The sequence below is a fragment of the Desulfitobacterium sp. genome, from assembly GCF_034927245.1.
In the GTDB taxonomy this organism is placed as follows: Bacteria; Bacillota; Desulfitobacteriia; order Desulfitobacteriales; family Desulfitobacteriaceae; genus Desulfitobacterium_A.
In genome coordinates, this window is the sequence record NZ_JAYFQK010000003.1 from 114,999 (window position 1) to 129,558 (window position 14,560).

A 14,560-nucleotide genomic window follows, 5' to 3' on the forward strand; every position below is an offset into this window, starting at 1 on the left:
ATGGGATATGGAGTGCTGCGCTTTCTTAATTTAATGATTTTGTGGGTTGGCCTGGGGGTCTTGTACTTAGAGGGACGTGCAGACCGATCAGTTCTCTGGCAAGCGGTGATATTTTCGGTGTTGCTTCTTTTAGGGCTGATTATAGAGAAGATAACCGACTATCAGGGTGACCCCTTGCTTTTAGCGACGGTCCAGACTATAGTTGTCATTGGTTTGGTGTTTTTGACGCGTATTCGTCCTGCCTCGGCGATGCGTCAGTTTTGGTGGGCAAGTATTGGACTCATAGCTTTCTATTTTATTATTTGGGGGCTTAAAGATTATCGGAAATTAGGGCGATATCAATATCTTTGGGGATTAGCCTCTGTTATTATGCTATTATTGACCCTGGTGTTCGGTGTAACCGCCGGCGGGGCAACCAGCTGGCTGAGCATCGGCGGCTTTAGTTTTGAACCCGAGGAATTAGTGAAGATCACCTTACTTCTTTTTCTGGCCTCATATCTGGATGAGCACGAAGAAATTCTTCGTGTGGGTACGGTGCAGGTTGGAAGGCTCTCTTTGCCGGATGGGCGCACGTTAGGTCCGTTCTTAATCATGAGCGGTTTTTCCCTGGGTCTGTTAGCCGCTCAAAAGAGTTTGGGAACAGCTTTGGTTTTTTATTCTTTGTTTGTTCTTTTGCTTTATGTTGTAACCGAGCGGCCACTTTATTTGGGTATATCTTTACCTGTTCTCGGCGTAACAGGAGTAATGGGTTATTTCTTGTTTCACCATGTCCGTGTTAGGGTTTCAACGTGGCTTAATCCGTGGATTGATTCCTCCGGGGGTGGGTATCAGATTGCTCAATCTCTTTTTGCCATTGGCGGAGGGGGAATCATGGGAGTAGGCCTGGGAAACGGAATCGGAGCTTTCCAAGTTCCCGCGGCGAGTACGGACTTTATCTTTGCCGTTATTGCCGAGGAAATCGGATTTGCGGGTGCAATGGCTGTTCTCTTGCTTTTCCTGATCGTTGTCCTGCGTGCTTTCCGCGTGAGCATGAGGGCCGTGGACCGTTTTGGACAGATTCTGGCGGCCGGAATCGGTATCCTCATCGGTACGGAAACTTTAATCATTTTAGCAGGGGTCACGAAGCTTTTGCCGCTGACCGGAATTCCCTTACCTTGGGTGAGTTATGGGGGAAGCTCGATGCTGGTTCATTTTCTTCTCTTAGGAATCTTGGCGAATATCTCCCAAGTATCTGCGGACAGGCCCGCCTCAAAGAGTAAGGAGAGGGGGTATGCCTTATGAAGAAAGGGTTAAGGTATATCGCTATAGGTTTCTCCATCAGTTTTATTTTTCTTAGTTTTGGATTAGTTTATTGGCAGGTCGTACGTTCTGATGCCTTGCTGCAAAATCCGGCAAACCGCCGTCTCATACTTATGGAAGAACGCGTTGTCAGAGGAGGAATTTTTGATCGGAACGGCGAAATTTTGGCCCAGACTCAAATAACCGATGATAAGAAAACGCGAGTTTACCCCAAGGGGGAAGTCCTGGAGCCCTTGCTGGGATATGCTACTCTGCAGCATGGTTCGGCAGGGATGGAGGCTTCCTTTGGGGATTGGCTCCTAGGAATAAAAGATGCGACAGCTGAACAGGAAATTAAAAAGCTTTTTCAGCTCCCCCGCAAGGGAAACGATGTTGTTTTAACCTTAGATTACCGATTGCAGAAAGTTGCTTATGAGGGGCTTAAAGATAAAAGCGGAACTGCAGTGGCCCTCAATCCTAAAACCGGTGAAGTTTTGGCTTTAGTCAGTCAGCCTAGTTTTGACCCCAATGCGTTGGATCAAAATTGGGGGGAATTAAGTAAAAAGCCGGGAAGTCCTTTCCTTAATCGCGCTTTTGCCCTTTATCCGCCCGGTTCAACCATGAAAGTCATTACCTCAGCTGCAATCCTGCGCTCAGGGGTTAATACCGGAGATCTTTATAATTGTACCGGATCGACGGTTATTAATGGACAGGTTATTCCCGAGCAGAATGATAAAGCCCATGGATGGGTGAACTATGATACGGCCCTCGCTGATTCCTGCAATACCTATTTTGCAAACTTCGGAGTACAAAGCGGTGATCAGCAATTCCTTAAGGCAGTTAAGGAATTTGGCTTTGGACAAACCATACCCTTTGAATTATCTGTTCCACCAAGTCAGATTACGAATCAGTCTCCCGTTCCTAAACAGTTAAATACCAATCTGCTTGCCGCAAGTTCGTTTGGTCAAGGCGAGGTTCTTGTTAGCCCTTTCCATATGGCCTTGGTTACCGCCGGAATTGCGAATCATGGGGTCATGATGACACCTCATATTGTGGGTCAGGTTATGGATGATCAGCAAAACGTACTTTATAAAACCAACCCTCAACCGTGGCTAACGGCGTTATCGACTGAGGAGGCGGATAAAATCAAGAGTGCGATGATAACTGCTGTAAATGAGGGGACTGCTTCACCGGGCGGAATTGCCGGAATTCAAGTTGCCGCTAAAACAGGCTCGGCAGAGCCTGGGGGAAATAGCAAAACACATGGATGGTATATTGCTTTTGCACCGGCCGATAATCCCCAGATTGCTGTTGCTGTAATGGTGGAACATGGAGGAACAGGCGGGGGAGCGGCAGCACCGATTGCCCGAGCTATGATCGAAACAGCATTAAGTCAGAAAGCAGGTGAATCCAAATGAGCAAAATATTAAGCGAACGTTATGAAATAATAGAAAAAATCGGAGTCGGAGGAATGGCCATTGTTTATAAGGCCAAGGATATCTTGCTGAACCGTGTCGTGACCATTAAGGTTTTGCGCGACCAGTTCGCTTCAGATGACGATTTTGTACGGCGTTTTCGGAGAGAGGCTCAATCGGCTGCCAGTCTTTCTCATCCGAATATTGTCTCGATCTATGATGTGGGCAAGGATGGAGATACCGAATATATTGTGATGGAGTACGTCGAGGGGCAGAATCTGAAAGAACTCATCCGTGAGTATGCACCCTTATCGTCTGAACAAAGCATTAATTTAGCGTTGCAAATCGCCAGGGCAATCCGTCATGCTCATGAACACCACATAATCCATCGGGATATTAAACCCCATAACATACTTGTAACCGCGGATGGACGTGCTAAGGTCACGGATTTCGGTATTGCCCGGGCTGTCTCTGCCGCGACGATGACCCATACGGGTGATATTATCGGCTCTGTTCATTATCTGTCTCCGGAGCAGGCCAAAGGGGTTCAAACGAATGAACAATCCGATCTCTACTCATTGGGGATTATTCTCTATGAGTTATTGACAGGTAAGGTTCCTTATGATGGCGAAACTCCGATTGCCATTGCCCTAAAGCATCTTCAAGAGAATCCGGTTCCCCCGAGCAGTCTGAATCCGCGGATCAGCCAAGAACTTGAAAATGTCATTTTAAAGGCTATTGCTAAAGCTCCGGAACGACGATACCAAACAGCTTCAGAGCTTATTCAGGATTTAACCCGTGTCCAAAATGGTGAACCCCTTCAGATGACGGAACAGCCTCTTGAGGAAGACCTTGAAAGTACGCGTATCCATAAATCATTGAGCAATGGAGTAAATGCGGCTTTATCTGCCCATCCTAAAGATGAGCCTCCGAAAACGAATCAACCGAAGAATAAACGCAAAGCCTGGATAATAGGTGCGGTTGCCGCACTGTTGCTTCTTTTGGCAGGTTGGTTTGGCTTTAGTTACCTTGGCGGCAGCCCGACCGAGGTCCCGAATTTAGTCGGTCTATCGAAACTTGAGGCCGGATATGCGACTGAAAAAGCAAACCTTAAGCTCGATCAAAATGTGGATGAAGAATACGATGATACTATTGCGGCCGGGAAGATTTCAGCCCAGAGCCCAAAGGCCGGGTCTACGGTAAAAAAAGGACGTTCCATTAAAATCACGGTAAGCAAAGGACCGGAAATGCTGAAGATGTCGAATTTGTTGACAGGCCAGATGACTGAGGAAGATGCAAGGAATAAACTGAAGAGTGATGGCTTTACCGGGGATATTAAGATTATTCCGGATACAAAATCCAACTTGCCGGCCGGAATTGTCACCGGACAGAACCCTCCTGCGAATACGCCTTGGCCGAAGAACGACAAGATCGACCTCACTGTGAGTGCCGGAGCGAACGGTAATCTGGTGATGCCTAATGTGGTGGGAAAATCGGCGGCCGAAGCCCAGAAGATTTTAGTCGATCAAATGAACCTTCAGGTCGTAATTCTCAATGAAAGTTCGACTGATTATCCGAAAGATGCGGTGATGGCGACGAATCCAAAACCGGGGGATGCGATTCCGCCCGGAACGATCGTGACGATTACGGTGTCCGATGGCCCGGGGCCATTAGCTTAATTTCAAAATTAAGGGGTAGATATGATAGTAGGTATTTTGCTCAAAGGTTACAGTGGATTTTATTATGTCTATGCGGAAGGTCGAGTATGGGAGTGTTCCCTGCGCGGCCGCTTTCGCATTAAAGAACAGGAATTTTTGACCGGAGACCGTGTTCAGATTCTTCCGGGGACGGGGAATAAGGCGACGATTGAGAAAGTGGAAGAACGGCGAAATTCGTTGGTTCGTCCCACAATAGCAAATGTGGATCAGGCTTTTCTCGTTTTTGCACTCCTTTCGCCCCGGCCGGATCTCAATTTGCTGGATCGCTTGTTGATTCAGGTTTCAGAGGTTGGAATCAAGCCGATTATTATTATTAATAAAGTGGATCAGGCTGAGGAGCAAGGCAGTACGGCAACGTCAGAAAATGCTGTCACAAGCTTAGATTATTACAAGAAATTGGGCTATGATTTTGTCAAGGTTTCAGCGCGGACAGGGCAAGGCCTAGCCGAAGTTCGGGAACATCTCAAAGGAAAGGTAACCGTTCTTGCGGGTCCTTCGGGAGTAGGCAAGTCAAGCTTGGTTAATGCTTTGGAGCCAGGTTTTGAACTGAAGACAGGGGAAATCAGCCGCAAAATGAAGCGCGGTCGCCATACAACCCGGCATGTTGAGTTAATGGTATGCGGGGAAGGTTTAATTGCGGATACACCCGGTTTTTCTTCTCTTTACTTGCCTAAGATGAAACGCGAAGAACTGTCCTTCTTTTTTCCGGAGTTTGCGGATGTATCGGGAAAATGCCGCTTTACGAGCTGTTTGCATCATAAGGAACCCGATTGTGCTGTGAAGGCAGCCGTTGAATCCGGGCAGATTGAAAAAACACGATATGATCATTATTGTTTATTTTTAGAAGAAGTTATTGCCGCTGAGAGGAGATATTAGACATGCTAAAAATTGCACCCTCCATTCTTTCCGCAGATTTTTCCCGGCTGGGCGAACAGGTTCGTACAGTCGAAGAAGCCGGGGCTGAAGTTTTGCACATTGATGTCATGGATGGGCATTTTGTCCCGAATTTGACGATTGGCTCGCTTGTTGTTAAAGCATTGCGTCCCCATTCCAGAATGTTATTTGATGTCCATTTGATGATTGAACAACCGGAACGTTATATTCAAGATTTTGCTGAGGCCGGTGCGGATCATATCACTGTTCATCTTGAAGCGACTCCGCATATTCATCGGGCCGTTCAACAGATCAAAGCTTTAGGTTTATCGGCAGGTGTGGCTGTGAATCCCGCGACACCTTTAGACGGTTTGAAATACATTTTGCCGGACCTTGATATGGTCTTGATTATGAGTGTTAATCCCGGCTTTGGAGGACAAAGATTCATTCCCGGAGTCCTTCCGAAGATTCAAGTCTTACATAAATATTTAGAACAGATGCAGTCCTCATGCCGGATTGAAGTCGATGGCGGAATTAATGTCCAAACGGCACCGGACGCTGTTAAAGCGGGTGCCGAGATTTTAGTGGCAGGTGCGGCTGTATTTGCACAACCTGATCCGGCACAAGCGATTCGGGATATTCGTAAATCCGGACTTGAATTTAAAGGTGGATCAAAGTGAAAATAGCGGTTTTGGCTAACGGACAGTGGGATGCGGAGTGGGGACGCTTGGAATTGGCGCGCTTCGATTATCTGATCTGTGCAGATGGCGGGGGCAACTCCGCGCTTCTAACGGGGCGGATACCTGATGTTTTAATCGGTGACCTGGACTCCATTACTCCGGAAAATTTAGAATTATGCCGCCGGAATGATGTGCTCATTCAGCAATATCCGAGGGAAAAAGATGAGACAGATCTGGAACTTGCGTTAGAGTATGCCCTAAATATGCTTGGGACTAAAATGTCTTCACCGAACGCCTCATCCCGGGAGATGTCTTCACTGTGGCTTTATGGTGCAACAGGAGGACGAGTGGATCATCTGTTGGGAAATCTGGCCCTTCTGCTCAAGTTCCTTAACAGGGGCTGTTGTATTCATATCAAAGACCCGCTTCATGAAATCTATATGATTCGGGGGAGGGAGACACTCAAAGGCCGAGCGGGACAGGAGCTTTCTATTATTCCGGTAACCGAAAAAATACGCGTGACTACAGATGGATTATTTTATCCTTTGCATGGGGAATTTATTTTAAAAGAATCGCCGCGCGGGATAAGCAATGTTTTTTTAGAAGAACAGGCTGTCGTCCAGGTTGAGGAAGGGATAGCTCTGCTCGTTTTGCTCACTTAATTAGCGTAGCTTCGCCAAACGAACGTTTAAAGGATGATGAATTAAATGGCAAATGATAACCATGATGAGATATGGGTAGGAACCCTCCTCGGGGGTCAAGCCCGCTGGGTTGTGGCAAGAACAACAGATCTGGTCGAGGAGGCCCGCAGAAGGCACCATACTTCCCCGGTAGCAACGGCAGCGTTAGGCCGGCTGATGACAGCATCTCTGTTATTGGCCAGTTCGCTTAAAGGAAATGAATTTATTACGATTCGCCTTTTAGGGGACGGTCCGTTAGGCGGGGTTGTTGCCGTTGGCAATGCTCAAGGCGAAGTTCGGGGTTATGTTCATGAACCATTTGTAGATATGATGCTTAATGAACAAGGAAAGCTAAATGTAGCCCAAGCCGTAGGGCAAGGGGAATTCGCCGTAAGTAAAAGTTTAGAAAACGGCGAAAATTATACGAGTACGGTTCCCTTGGTCAGCGGCGAAATTGCTGAGGATCTTGTCCATTATCTCTTAAATTCGGAGCAGATTCCATCCGCGGCGTTATTGGGAGTTTTGGTCGAACGGGATTATCAGGTTGCAGGTGCCGGAGGATTGTTGATTCAACTTATGCCGGGGGCATCTGAAGAATGCATCGATCAAATTGAGGAAAAGCTTAAGACGTTAACCCAAGGGATTAGTAAAATTGCGGCGGATAGTCATTCGATGCAAGAAATGACGGAGACATTATTGGGCGGGCTATCTTATCAGGTCTTAGAAAAACGTCCTGCGGGTTTTCATTGTTCCTGCTCAAAGGAGAGAGTCGGGGGAACTTTAGTGAGTTTAGGCCGGGAAGGACTAAAGGAAATTCTCGAAGACAAGCAAGCGGAATTGGTTTGCCATTTCTGCAATGAGCATTATTTATTTAATGAAAAAGAGCTAAGCGAGCTTTATGAACAAGCGGGGCAAGAATAAAATAAAAAGAGGAGCTGTTCTGTAACAGCCCCTCCAGACATTTAGAGAAAAAAACAATGAAAAAAGCCCGACAATGTCGAGCTTTACTTGGAAAAACGCACGAAAATCAGACAGCGCGTTGAACTTTACCGGAACGTAAGCATCTGGTGCAAACTCTGATCCGGGTCGGAGTGCCGTTAACGATGGCATGAACCTTTTGAAGGTTCGGTTTCCAAGTCCGTTTGGTACGGATATGGGAGTGACTCACTTGAATACCTGTTGAAATCCCTTTTCCGCAAATAGCACAAACATTAGCCATTGCTCTTACCTCCTTTACACCGGAAATGACACTATAATAGTTTAACAAAAGTTTTAAGGATTGGCAAGTTTTTGGCTTGGATTATTCCCGGAAGATATAAATTATTGAACATTTCATTTATTATTGGTAGAATAATGCTGATATGGATAGTGCCTGAAGGGAGAGATCCGCAAAATGGGAAAAGAAATTAACAATAATTTGGGGAAAATTGATATTTCCGAGGAAGTCATCGCTACAATTGCCGGAGCTGCAGCAGTGGAGTGCTATGGTTTAGTGGGAATGTCTTCTCGTAAAATAACCGATGGATTTACCGAATTACTGGGCCGTGAAAACTTAGCTCGCGGGGTAATGGTAAAGATTGATGAAAATCAAGTGGTTATTGACCTTTACATTGTTGTCGGCTATGGTGTCAATATTTCTGAAGTCGCAACGAATGTTATGGAGCGAGTCCGATATACAACAGAAAACCTGACCGGGTTGAAGGTCGCTCAAGTGAATGTAAATATACAAGGTGTTCGTGTGCTTGAGTAACGGCCGGTTAAAGATTAGGAGGATCAAGATTTGAAACCAGCGATGGAAATAGGAGAACACGTTAGTGGACAGCAATGGAAAATGATGATGCGGGCGGGGGCTAAAGCATTGGAGCTTAAAAAAAGTGAAGTGGATGCTTTAAACGTTTTTCCCGTTCCGGATGGCGATACAGGTACAAATATGAATTTAACCATTCAGTCCGCAGTAAAAGACGCGGAGAAGACTTCCGGGCAATCTGTGGCGGAGGTGGCGGCTGCAGTATCTATGGGCTCGCTGATGGGTGCGCGCGGGAATTCCGGAGTCATCCTCTCTCAGCTTCTTCGCGGAATCGCCAAGGGTGTCGAAGGACAAAAAAACGTTTCGGCTCTCCAGCTTGCACAAGCTCTCCAGGCGGGGGTTGATACCGCTTATAAAGCAGTTATGAAGCCTGTTGAAGGGACGATCCTAACCGTCTCCCGAGAAATAGCCAAAGGCGCATTAGCCCGGGCCAAACAGGGCGGCAGTCCACTTGAAACACTCCGAGAAGCGTATTTAAAGGGTCAACAAACTCTCGAGAAAACACCGGAAATGTTACCGACGCTCAAACAAGCCGGAGTTGTCGATGCCGGGGGCCAAGGATTTCTCCTTATTATCGGAGGGTGGATTTCAGCACTCGAGGGTCTCGAGGTTGAAGAGGATTCGGCTTCCCCCGCAAAGGAGAAGGTGCAGCCCCCGGAAGCTCCAACCGGATTTATGGAGGTAGAGAACCTCGAATTTCCTTATTGCACAGAGTTTTTAGTCAAGGGTAAAAACCTTGATGCTGACCGTATCCGCCAGGATTTAAGCGACCGCGGAGATTGTTTGTTGGTTGTGGGTACGGATGAAGTCATAAAAATTCATATTCATGTTAAAAACCCCGGTAAGATTCTTGATTATGCGATTCAATTCGGATCGTTGCATGAAGTCGGAATTCATAATATGCTTTCCCAAAACGAAGCGATGGCCCATGCTTTAAAGGATAAAAATAATGAAGCAGTCTTGGAAAGTACCGAACAGGCTCAGACAAAGACGCAGGAGCAACCGCTAAAAAAACACGGAATTATTGCCGCGGCAATGGGACAAGGTATTGCCGATGTGCTGAAAAGTTTAGGTGTGGATGAAGTGGTATTTGGCGGCCAAACGATGAATCCCAGTACAGAGGATTTAGTCGAAGCCGTTCAGAAAGTCTCGGCTGAAAATATTTATATTCTTCCGAATAACGGAAATATCATCATGGCTGCCAATCAGGTTAAAGATATTGTTACTGATAAAAATATTTATGTTATCCCGACAAAATCAATTCCGCAAGGAATCTCAGCACTTGTTAATTACGACCCGGAGGGGGATCCCGAAGAAAACGCACAGAACATGGACAAAGGATTAACCCAGATTCAATCGGCAGAAGTCACCTACGCTATTCGAGATTCTCAATTTGGGGATTTGGAAATCAAAGAAGGAGATATTCTCGGCCTGGTTGAAGATGTTATTCAGATTACGGGTCATGAAAGATTACAGGTTGCTCAGTCCACCCTGGAAAAAATGGAATGGCGGGAGCATGACCTTGTTACCATATTCTATGGGGAAGAGACTAGGGAAGAGGAAGCAGAACAGCTTAGAGAATGGCTGGAAAATGAAGTCCCCTCGATCGAAGTTGAGTTATATCCCGGACAACAGCCCCTTTATTATTATATTTTAGGGGTAGAATAAGACAAGAACGCAGGCCAATCCCTCCGGTGAGTTCCGGGGGGATTTACAATATCGGATAACAGGCACTTTCGAAGACCGGTGCGTTAATTGGAGGTTGGAAGCTTGGGTAAGAGTACTGTTTTTGATCTAATAGGCCCTGTGATGGTGGGTCCTTCAAGTTCACATACGGCAGGCGCTGTTCGTCTCGGAGCAATGGCGTTGAAAATATTAGGGAATGAACCCATGGAGGCTGAGATCACCTTGCATGGTTCCTTTGCAGAAACAGGAAAAGGTCACGGGACAAATTTAGCCCTGGTTGCGGGCCTCCTTGGTATGCATACAGATGATGAACGTATTCCTAAAGCTTTCCAAATTGCGGAGGAAAAAGGAATAAAAATTCGCTTTAAGACCGATAATTTAGGAGATGTACATCCTAACACAGCCAGGTTCCGCTTAACCGGACGTCAGGGTAATGTTGTCGAAGTAATCGGTTCATCCATCGGTGGAGGGCGAATCGTTGTTACCCGAATCAATGAATTTCAAGTTGAAGTCATGGGTGATTTTTATACATTGATTCTTTTGCACCAAGACTTACCCGGAGTGGTGTCCCAAGTGACCTCAATTTTAGCCACAGCTCAAATCAATATTGCTCAAATGCATGTTTCCCGTGAAAAGAAAGGTGCTCGGGCACTGACTATTGTTGAAGCGGATCAAGCCATTGAACCGGCAGCCTTAACGTTAATGACAAGACTCCCTGCTGTCCATCAAGCGATGGCGATTGAACCCTTGGAGTAAGGAGGAATGCTTAATGCGGGCTTATCAAGATTATATTCGGCTTGCCGAAGAGAAGGAATTGAAAATCGGTGAGATTGTCCTGGCTGAGCAAGCCGAGGACTCAGAGAAAACGGAATCAGAATTACGGGAACGGATGCGTTCGAATTTAGAGGTCATGCGAGCCTCTGTCCGATCCGGCCTAAGCGAGGAGCGCCAATCGCTATCCGGACTTGTGGGAGGGGATGCAGCTAAGGTTTATAATCGCCGGAAGAGCGGTAAGAGTCTTACCGGTGATATCGTAAGCGGAGCTATTGCCAGAGCCTTAGCCGTTGCTGAAGTCAATGCGACGATGGGGAAAATTGTGGCAGCGCCTACGGCTGGTTCTTGCGGTGTTTTACCGGCTGTACTTTTTACTGTGGATGAATTGCTGGGTTCGACCGAAGAAGAGTTGGAAACAGCGCTTTTTACAGCGGCTGGGGTGGGTATGGTCATCGCTGATCGGGCAAATGTTTCGGGTGCGGAGGGAGGCTGCCAGGCGGAGATTGGTTCCGCCGCCGGGATGGCCGCGGCTGTAGCTGTTGAACTTGCAGGGGGAACGCCCGCTCAAACGGGAAATGCGGCTGCCTTAGCGATGAAATCCCTCTTAGGTTTGGTCTGTGATCCTGTTGCAGGGCTTGTTGAAGTTCCCTGTGTTAAACGAAATGCGACAGCGGCAACGTTGGCTCTTGCGGCTGCGGAGATGGCTTTAGCGGGGGTAGAGAGCAAAATTCCTCTGGATGAAGTCATCGATGCCATGGGAGAAATCGGCAGACAGATGCCGTGTAGCCTTCGCGAAACAGCTCAAGGCGGATTAGCGGTATCCAAAACGGGGCAAAGAATTAAGGCTGATTTTCTATGATATCCGGTCAAGAAAAACTTGTTCTCCAAAATCTAAAAAGAGCTGTTGTAGCCGAGGAAAAGCAGGGATGCAGTGATACGGGAGTCGTGGGCGGCTTTCACTTTTTCTTGGCGGGCGTTTTACGGCGTTTAGAACAAATCGCGCCAAACGGTGATCGGCAAATTCTTGAAATGATGGCTCAAAATTATGAAGCATGGAGTCCCTTGCAGCGACGGGAAGCCTTAGCCCATCTGCGGCGCTTTATTGAAAATGTGAGTTCGAGCGAAGGAATTAATGGACATGCAGAAGTGAATTCATTAAAACCGGGCGGGTCTCGGATTCCGGCAAAGTCTGATCCGAAGAAATCAGTTTCCGTAAAACCGATTTCTGTAAAACCAATTCCGGTAAAACCAATCTTCGTAAAACAGGTTATCCCCCAACCTCAACCTCAACCTAAACCTCAACCCGTGGCCAAAGATCGCCCTTTGCAATACCTTAAAGGGGTAGGGCCGGAACGTGCCAAACAATTGGAACATTTGGGAATTAATACGGTCAAAGATTTATTGCTTTACTTTCCTCGGCGTTATGAGAATCGGCGGCTGCAGCGGATTGATGAACTTAAAGACGGTGAGTTAGCCACCGTCAGCGGCAAAGTTGTTGCCGGACAAATCACCAAAGGCCGCCTAAAGGTAGTGAAACTTTCGATTGAACAAGAGGGACGTCTGCTTACAGCGGTGTGGTTTAATCAAACCTTCATTCTTAAACAATTCCCGGTGGGAACATCGGTAACGGTGACAGGGAAAGTGCGTTGGCAAAAAAGGGTCCCCGAACTTCAAGCGACAGATATAACAAGGACGGGTACCGGTAAACCCCCTGAAATTATTCCCATCTATTCTGAAACCGCTCGTCTTTCCTCAAAGGTGATTCGCAATCTGGTGAAAAGTGTCATCTCTCAAGTTCCCGACTATTTTCCGGAAGTTTTTCCTGACGAAATGCGAAAGAATCGGATGGAACGTCCGCAATCTTATCGTGAAATCCACTTTCCGGCTTCTTTTGAAAGCTTAGAAAAGGCTCGCGAACGGCTTGTGTTTGAAGAAGTACTCTTTCTGCAGCTAGCCGTTGCGCGTTTGCGCCAAGGGCTACAGCGTGAGGATAGTCCTCCTCTGAAAGGCGGACAGATATTAGTTGAACAATTCGTTAAATCGCTTCCGTTTGAACTGACCTCCGCCCAGAAAAGGGTTATTCGCGAGATTTTCCGTGATATGGAGAGCTCAAGAGGAATGACACGGCTTATCCAAGGAGATGTGGGTTCCGGTAAAACGGCGGTCGCGATGGCGGCGCTTCTCAAAGCAGTGGGATCCGGCTATCAGGGAGCGATGATGGCCCCTACGGAAATATTAGCGCTTCAGCATGTTCAATCCTTAAGGGAAGCGTTTACTCCGCTGGGCATTCGCGTTGTATGCTTGCTCGGAAGTCAGAACCGGAGCGAGCGAGAGAAGGTTCTTCGGGAAATAGCCGAAGGTACAGCTCAAATCGTGGTCGGCACACACGCGCTTATTCAGGAAACGGTGGTTTTTAAAGCCTTGGGTTTAGCTGTGACCGACGAACAACATCGTTTCGGAGTAAAACAGCGGACCTTGCTTCAAACAAAAGGGGAAAATCCTCACGTGCTGGTCATGACAGCCACACCTATACCGCGAACTTTAGCTTTAACGCTTTATGGCGATTTACAGCTATCGGTCCTCGACGAAATGCCCAAAGGACGAAAACCCATTATCACCCGTAAACTCTCCGAGCGGGGACGTTCTAATCTGGAAAAGTTTATGGAAGAGCAAATGGAAAAGGACCACCAGATTTATGTCGTTTGTCCCCTTGTTGAAGAATCGGAACATATGGATTTTATCTCCGCAACACAACGCTTTGAAGCCCTGTGTGAGCGTTTCCCGGAACGGAAGGTAGCTCTTTTGCATGGCCGGATGAAAGGCTCGGAAAAAGAAGCAGTGATGCAGAGTTTTCAATCAGGGGAAACAGATATCCTTGTCTCAACAACGGTGGTTGAGGTCGGTGTCAATGTCCCCAATGCATCCGTTATGGTTATCGAAAACGCTGAACGCTTCGGCTTAGCCCAACTCCATCAGCTTCGCGGCAGGGTCGGACGGGGAAGTGAGCAGTCGTTTTGTATCCTCATGTCCTCATCAAAGGACAGTCGAAGATTAGAGGTTCTTTGTGAAACCCAGGACGGGTTTAAGATTGCGGAAGAGGATCTGAAATTGCGGGGTGCCGGCGAAATTCTGGGGACACGTCAGCATGGAGTTATGGAATTGCGCTTAGCGGATCTTTCGCGGGATGCTCGGATTATTGAACAAGCTTATCAGACAGCACAAAAGGTTTTAGCAGAGCCCCGGCATTACGAGAAGTTATTACAGGAAATCGATAAGTACTATGCTTTAGAAAATGTAGGTTTGCACTAATCATTTTATTTGGGATTTTTTTGCGCTTTTGGTCGAAGAGTTAGATTTTCACTTTAATTCCCGTGTATCAGTTGCGGCTATAAGATAATAATAACTCTAGAAATCAAGAATAAATAATATGCTGTGCAGCGATGCAGGTTTGCACAAAAGTTACGCTGAAGGTCTACTCAATACATGAAAAAGAGGAGGGCTAAGCATGGAAGATCAAAAGAAAACAGGAGCTCCCTTATCTGCAGAACTTGAGAAGTTCAAGTATGAGGTCGCTCAGGAAATCGGTATAGCAAACCGCAAGCATAAGAAGTTCCCTAATACTTAATCAGTTTTAAGTTCGGGAACAAAA

The 14,560-nt window shown here is 46.9% G+C and carries 14 protein-coding genes; 13 read left to right on the forward strand and 1 reads right to left on the reverse strand.

All coding sequences use genetic code 11. The features are described from left to right. The 7 genes from VB077_RS00725 to hslO are packed head-to-tail and all read left to right on the forward strand — an operon-like array spanning position 1 to position 7,565. Positions 1–1,281 (forward strand): FtsW/RodA/SpoVE family cell cycle protein, encoded by a 1,281-nt coding sequence (locus tag VB077_RS00725; protein ID WP_323413290.1) that lies wholly within the window; start codon positions 1–3, stop codon positions 1,279–1,281. Next, positions 1,278–2,696, forward strand: coding sequence for a peptidoglycan D,D-transpeptidase FtsI family protein (locus VB077_RS00730; protein ID WP_323413291.1), 1,419 nt, complete (start codon positions 1,278–1,280; stop codon positions 2,694–2,696). Before VB077_RS00725 ends, VB077_RS00730 begins: the two co-directional genes overlap by 4 nt. After that, positions 2,693–4,372 (forward strand): Stk1 family PASTA domain-containing Ser/Thr kinase, encoded by a 1,680-nt coding sequence (gene pknB / locus VB077_RS00735; RefSeq protein WP_323413292.1) that lies wholly within the window; start codon positions 2,693–2,695, stop codon positions 4,370–4,372. The genes VB077_RS00730 and pknB overlap by 4 nt, the downstream gene beginning before the upstream one ends. A gap of 21 nt (positions 4,373–4,393) precedes the next feature. Further along, the gene (rsgA, locus tag VB077_RS00740; protein ID WP_323413293.1) at positions 4,394–5,287 is read left to right on the forward strand and encodes a ribosome small subunit-dependent GTPase A; all 894 of its coding nucleotides are present in this window, start codon (positions 4,394–4,396) and stop codon (positions 5,285–5,287) included. Between the two features lie 2 nt (positions 5,288–5,289). Further along, the gene (rpe, locus tag VB077_RS00745) at positions 5,290–5,964 is read left to right on the forward strand and encodes a ribulose-phosphate 3-epimerase (RefSeq protein ID WP_323413294.1); all 675 of its coding nucleotides are present in this window, start codon (positions 5,290–5,292) and stop codon (positions 5,962–5,964) included. Beyond that, positions 5,961–6,626 carry a thiamine diphosphokinase gene (locus VB077_RS00750; RefSeq protein WP_323413295.1) on the forward strand — a complete coding sequence of 222 codons (666 nt, stop codon included), beginning with the start codon at positions 5,961–5,963 and terminating at the stop codon, positions 6,624–6,626. The genes rpe and VB077_RS00750 overlap by 4 nt, the downstream gene beginning before the upstream one ends. Before the next feature lie 45 nt (positions 6,627–6,671). Further along, positions 6,672–7,565 carry an Hsp33 family molecular chaperone HslO gene (gene hslO, locus VB077_RS00755; RefSeq protein ID WP_323413296.1) on the forward strand — a complete coding sequence of 298 codons (894 nt, stop codon included), beginning with the start codon at positions 6,672–6,674 and terminating at the stop codon, positions 7,563–7,565. A gap of 106 nt (positions 7,566–7,671) precedes the next feature. On the opposite strand, the gene rpmB is transcribed toward hslO, so the two are convergent. After that, positions 7,672–7,863: a 50S ribosomal protein L28 gene (gene rpmB / locus VB077_RS00760; protein WP_323413297.1), complete on the reverse strand. Its 192-nt coding sequence runs from the start codon at positions 7,861–7,863 to the stop codon at positions 7,672–7,674. Positions 7,864–8,037: 174 nt separating this feature from the next. Here rpmB and VB077_RS00765 point away from each other — a divergent pair, with 174 nt between their 5' ends. The 6 genes from VB077_RS00765 to VB077_RS00790 all read left to right on the forward strand — a co-directional run bounded on the left by VB077_RS00765 (position 8,038) and on the right by VB077_RS00790 (position 14,536). Continuing rightward, a complete protein-coding gene (locus VB077_RS00765) occupies positions 8,038–8,394 on the forward strand; it encodes an Asp23/Gls24 family envelope stress response protein (RefSeq protein WP_323413298.1) in 357 nt (118 codons plus the stop codon). Positions 8,395–8,436: 42 nt separating this feature from the next. Next, positions 8,437–10,119 (forward strand): DAK2 domain-containing protein, encoded by a 1,683-nt coding sequence (locus VB077_RS00770; protein ID WP_323413360.1) that lies wholly within the window; start codon positions 8,437–8,439, stop codon positions 10,117–10,119. A 102-nt stretch (positions 10,120–10,221) separates the two neighbouring features. Next, positions 10,222–10,893 carry an L-serine ammonia-lyase, iron-sulfur-dependent subunit beta gene (gene sdaAB, locus VB077_RS00775; protein WP_323413299.1) on the forward strand — a complete coding sequence of 224 codons (672 nt, stop codon included), beginning with the start codon at positions 10,222–10,224 and terminating at the stop codon, positions 10,891–10,893. Positions 10,894–10,906: 13 nt separating this feature from the next. Then, positions 10,907–11,770, forward strand: coding sequence for an L-serine ammonia-lyase, iron-sulfur-dependent, subunit alpha (sdaAA, locus tag VB077_RS00780; protein ID WP_323413300.1), 864 nt, complete (start codon positions 10,907–10,909; stop codon positions 11,768–11,770). Next, positions 11,767–14,220 carry an ATP-dependent DNA helicase RecG gene (recG, locus tag VB077_RS00785; RefSeq protein WP_323413301.1) on the forward strand — a complete coding sequence of 818 codons (2,454 nt, stop codon included), beginning with the start codon at positions 11,767–11,769 and terminating at the stop codon, positions 14,218–14,220. The genes sdaAA and recG overlap by 4 nt, the downstream gene beginning before the upstream one ends. Before the next feature lie 196 nt (positions 14,221–14,416). Beyond that, positions 14,417–14,536 carry a small, acid-soluble spore protein, alpha/beta type gene (locus VB077_RS00790; RefSeq protein WP_323413302.1) on the forward strand — a complete coding sequence of 40 codons (120 nt, stop codon included), beginning with the start codon at positions 14,417–14,419 and terminating at the stop codon, positions 14,534–14,536. Positions 14,537–14,560 lie beyond the last annotated feature (24 nt).

Coding starts and splice junctions, on each gene's coding strand:
- VB077_RS00725 (WP_323413290.1), top strand. CDS start 1: ATGGGATATGGAGTGCTGCGCTTTCTTAATTTAATGATTTTGTGGGTT.
- sdaAA (WP_323413300.1), top strand. CDS start 10,907: ATGCGGGCTTATCAAGATTATATTCGGCTTGCCGAAGAGAAGGAATTG.
- pknB (WP_323413292.1), top strand. CDS start 2,693: ATGAGCAAAATATTAAGCGAACGTTATGAAATAATAGAAAAAATCGGA.
- VB077_RS00730 (WP_323413291.1), top strand. CDS start 1,278: ATGAAGAAAGGGTTAAGGTATATCGCTATAGGTTTCTCCATCAGTTTT.
- rpmB (WP_323413297.1), bottom strand. CDS start 7,863: ATGGCTAATGTTTGTGCTATTTGCGGAAAAGGGATTTCAACAGGTATT.
- rpe (WP_323413294.1), top strand. CDS start 5,290: ATGCTAAAAATTGCACCCTCCATTCTTTCCGCAGATTTTTCCCGGCTG.
- VB077_RS00765 (WP_323413298.1), top strand. CDS start 8,038: ATGGGAAAAGAAATTAACAATAATTTGGGGAAAATTGATATTTCCGAG.
- VB077_RS00790 (WP_323413302.1), top strand. CDS start 14,417: ATGGAAGATCAAAAGAAAACAGGAGCTCCCTTATCTGCAGAACTTGAG.
- recG (WP_323413301.1), top strand. CDS start 11,767: ATGATATCCGGTCAAGAAAAACTTGTTCTCCAAAATCTAAAAAGAGCT.
- hslO (WP_323413296.1), top strand. CDS start 6,672: ATGGCAAATGATAACCATGATGAGATATGGGTAGGAACCCTCCTCGGG.
- VB077_RS00770 (WP_323413360.1), top strand. CDS start 8,437: ATGGAAATAGGAGAACACGTTAGTGGACAGCAATGGAAAATGATGATG.
- rsgA (WP_323413293.1), top strand. CDS start 4,394: ATGATAGTAGGTATTTTGCTCAAAGGTTACAGTGGATTTTATTATGTC.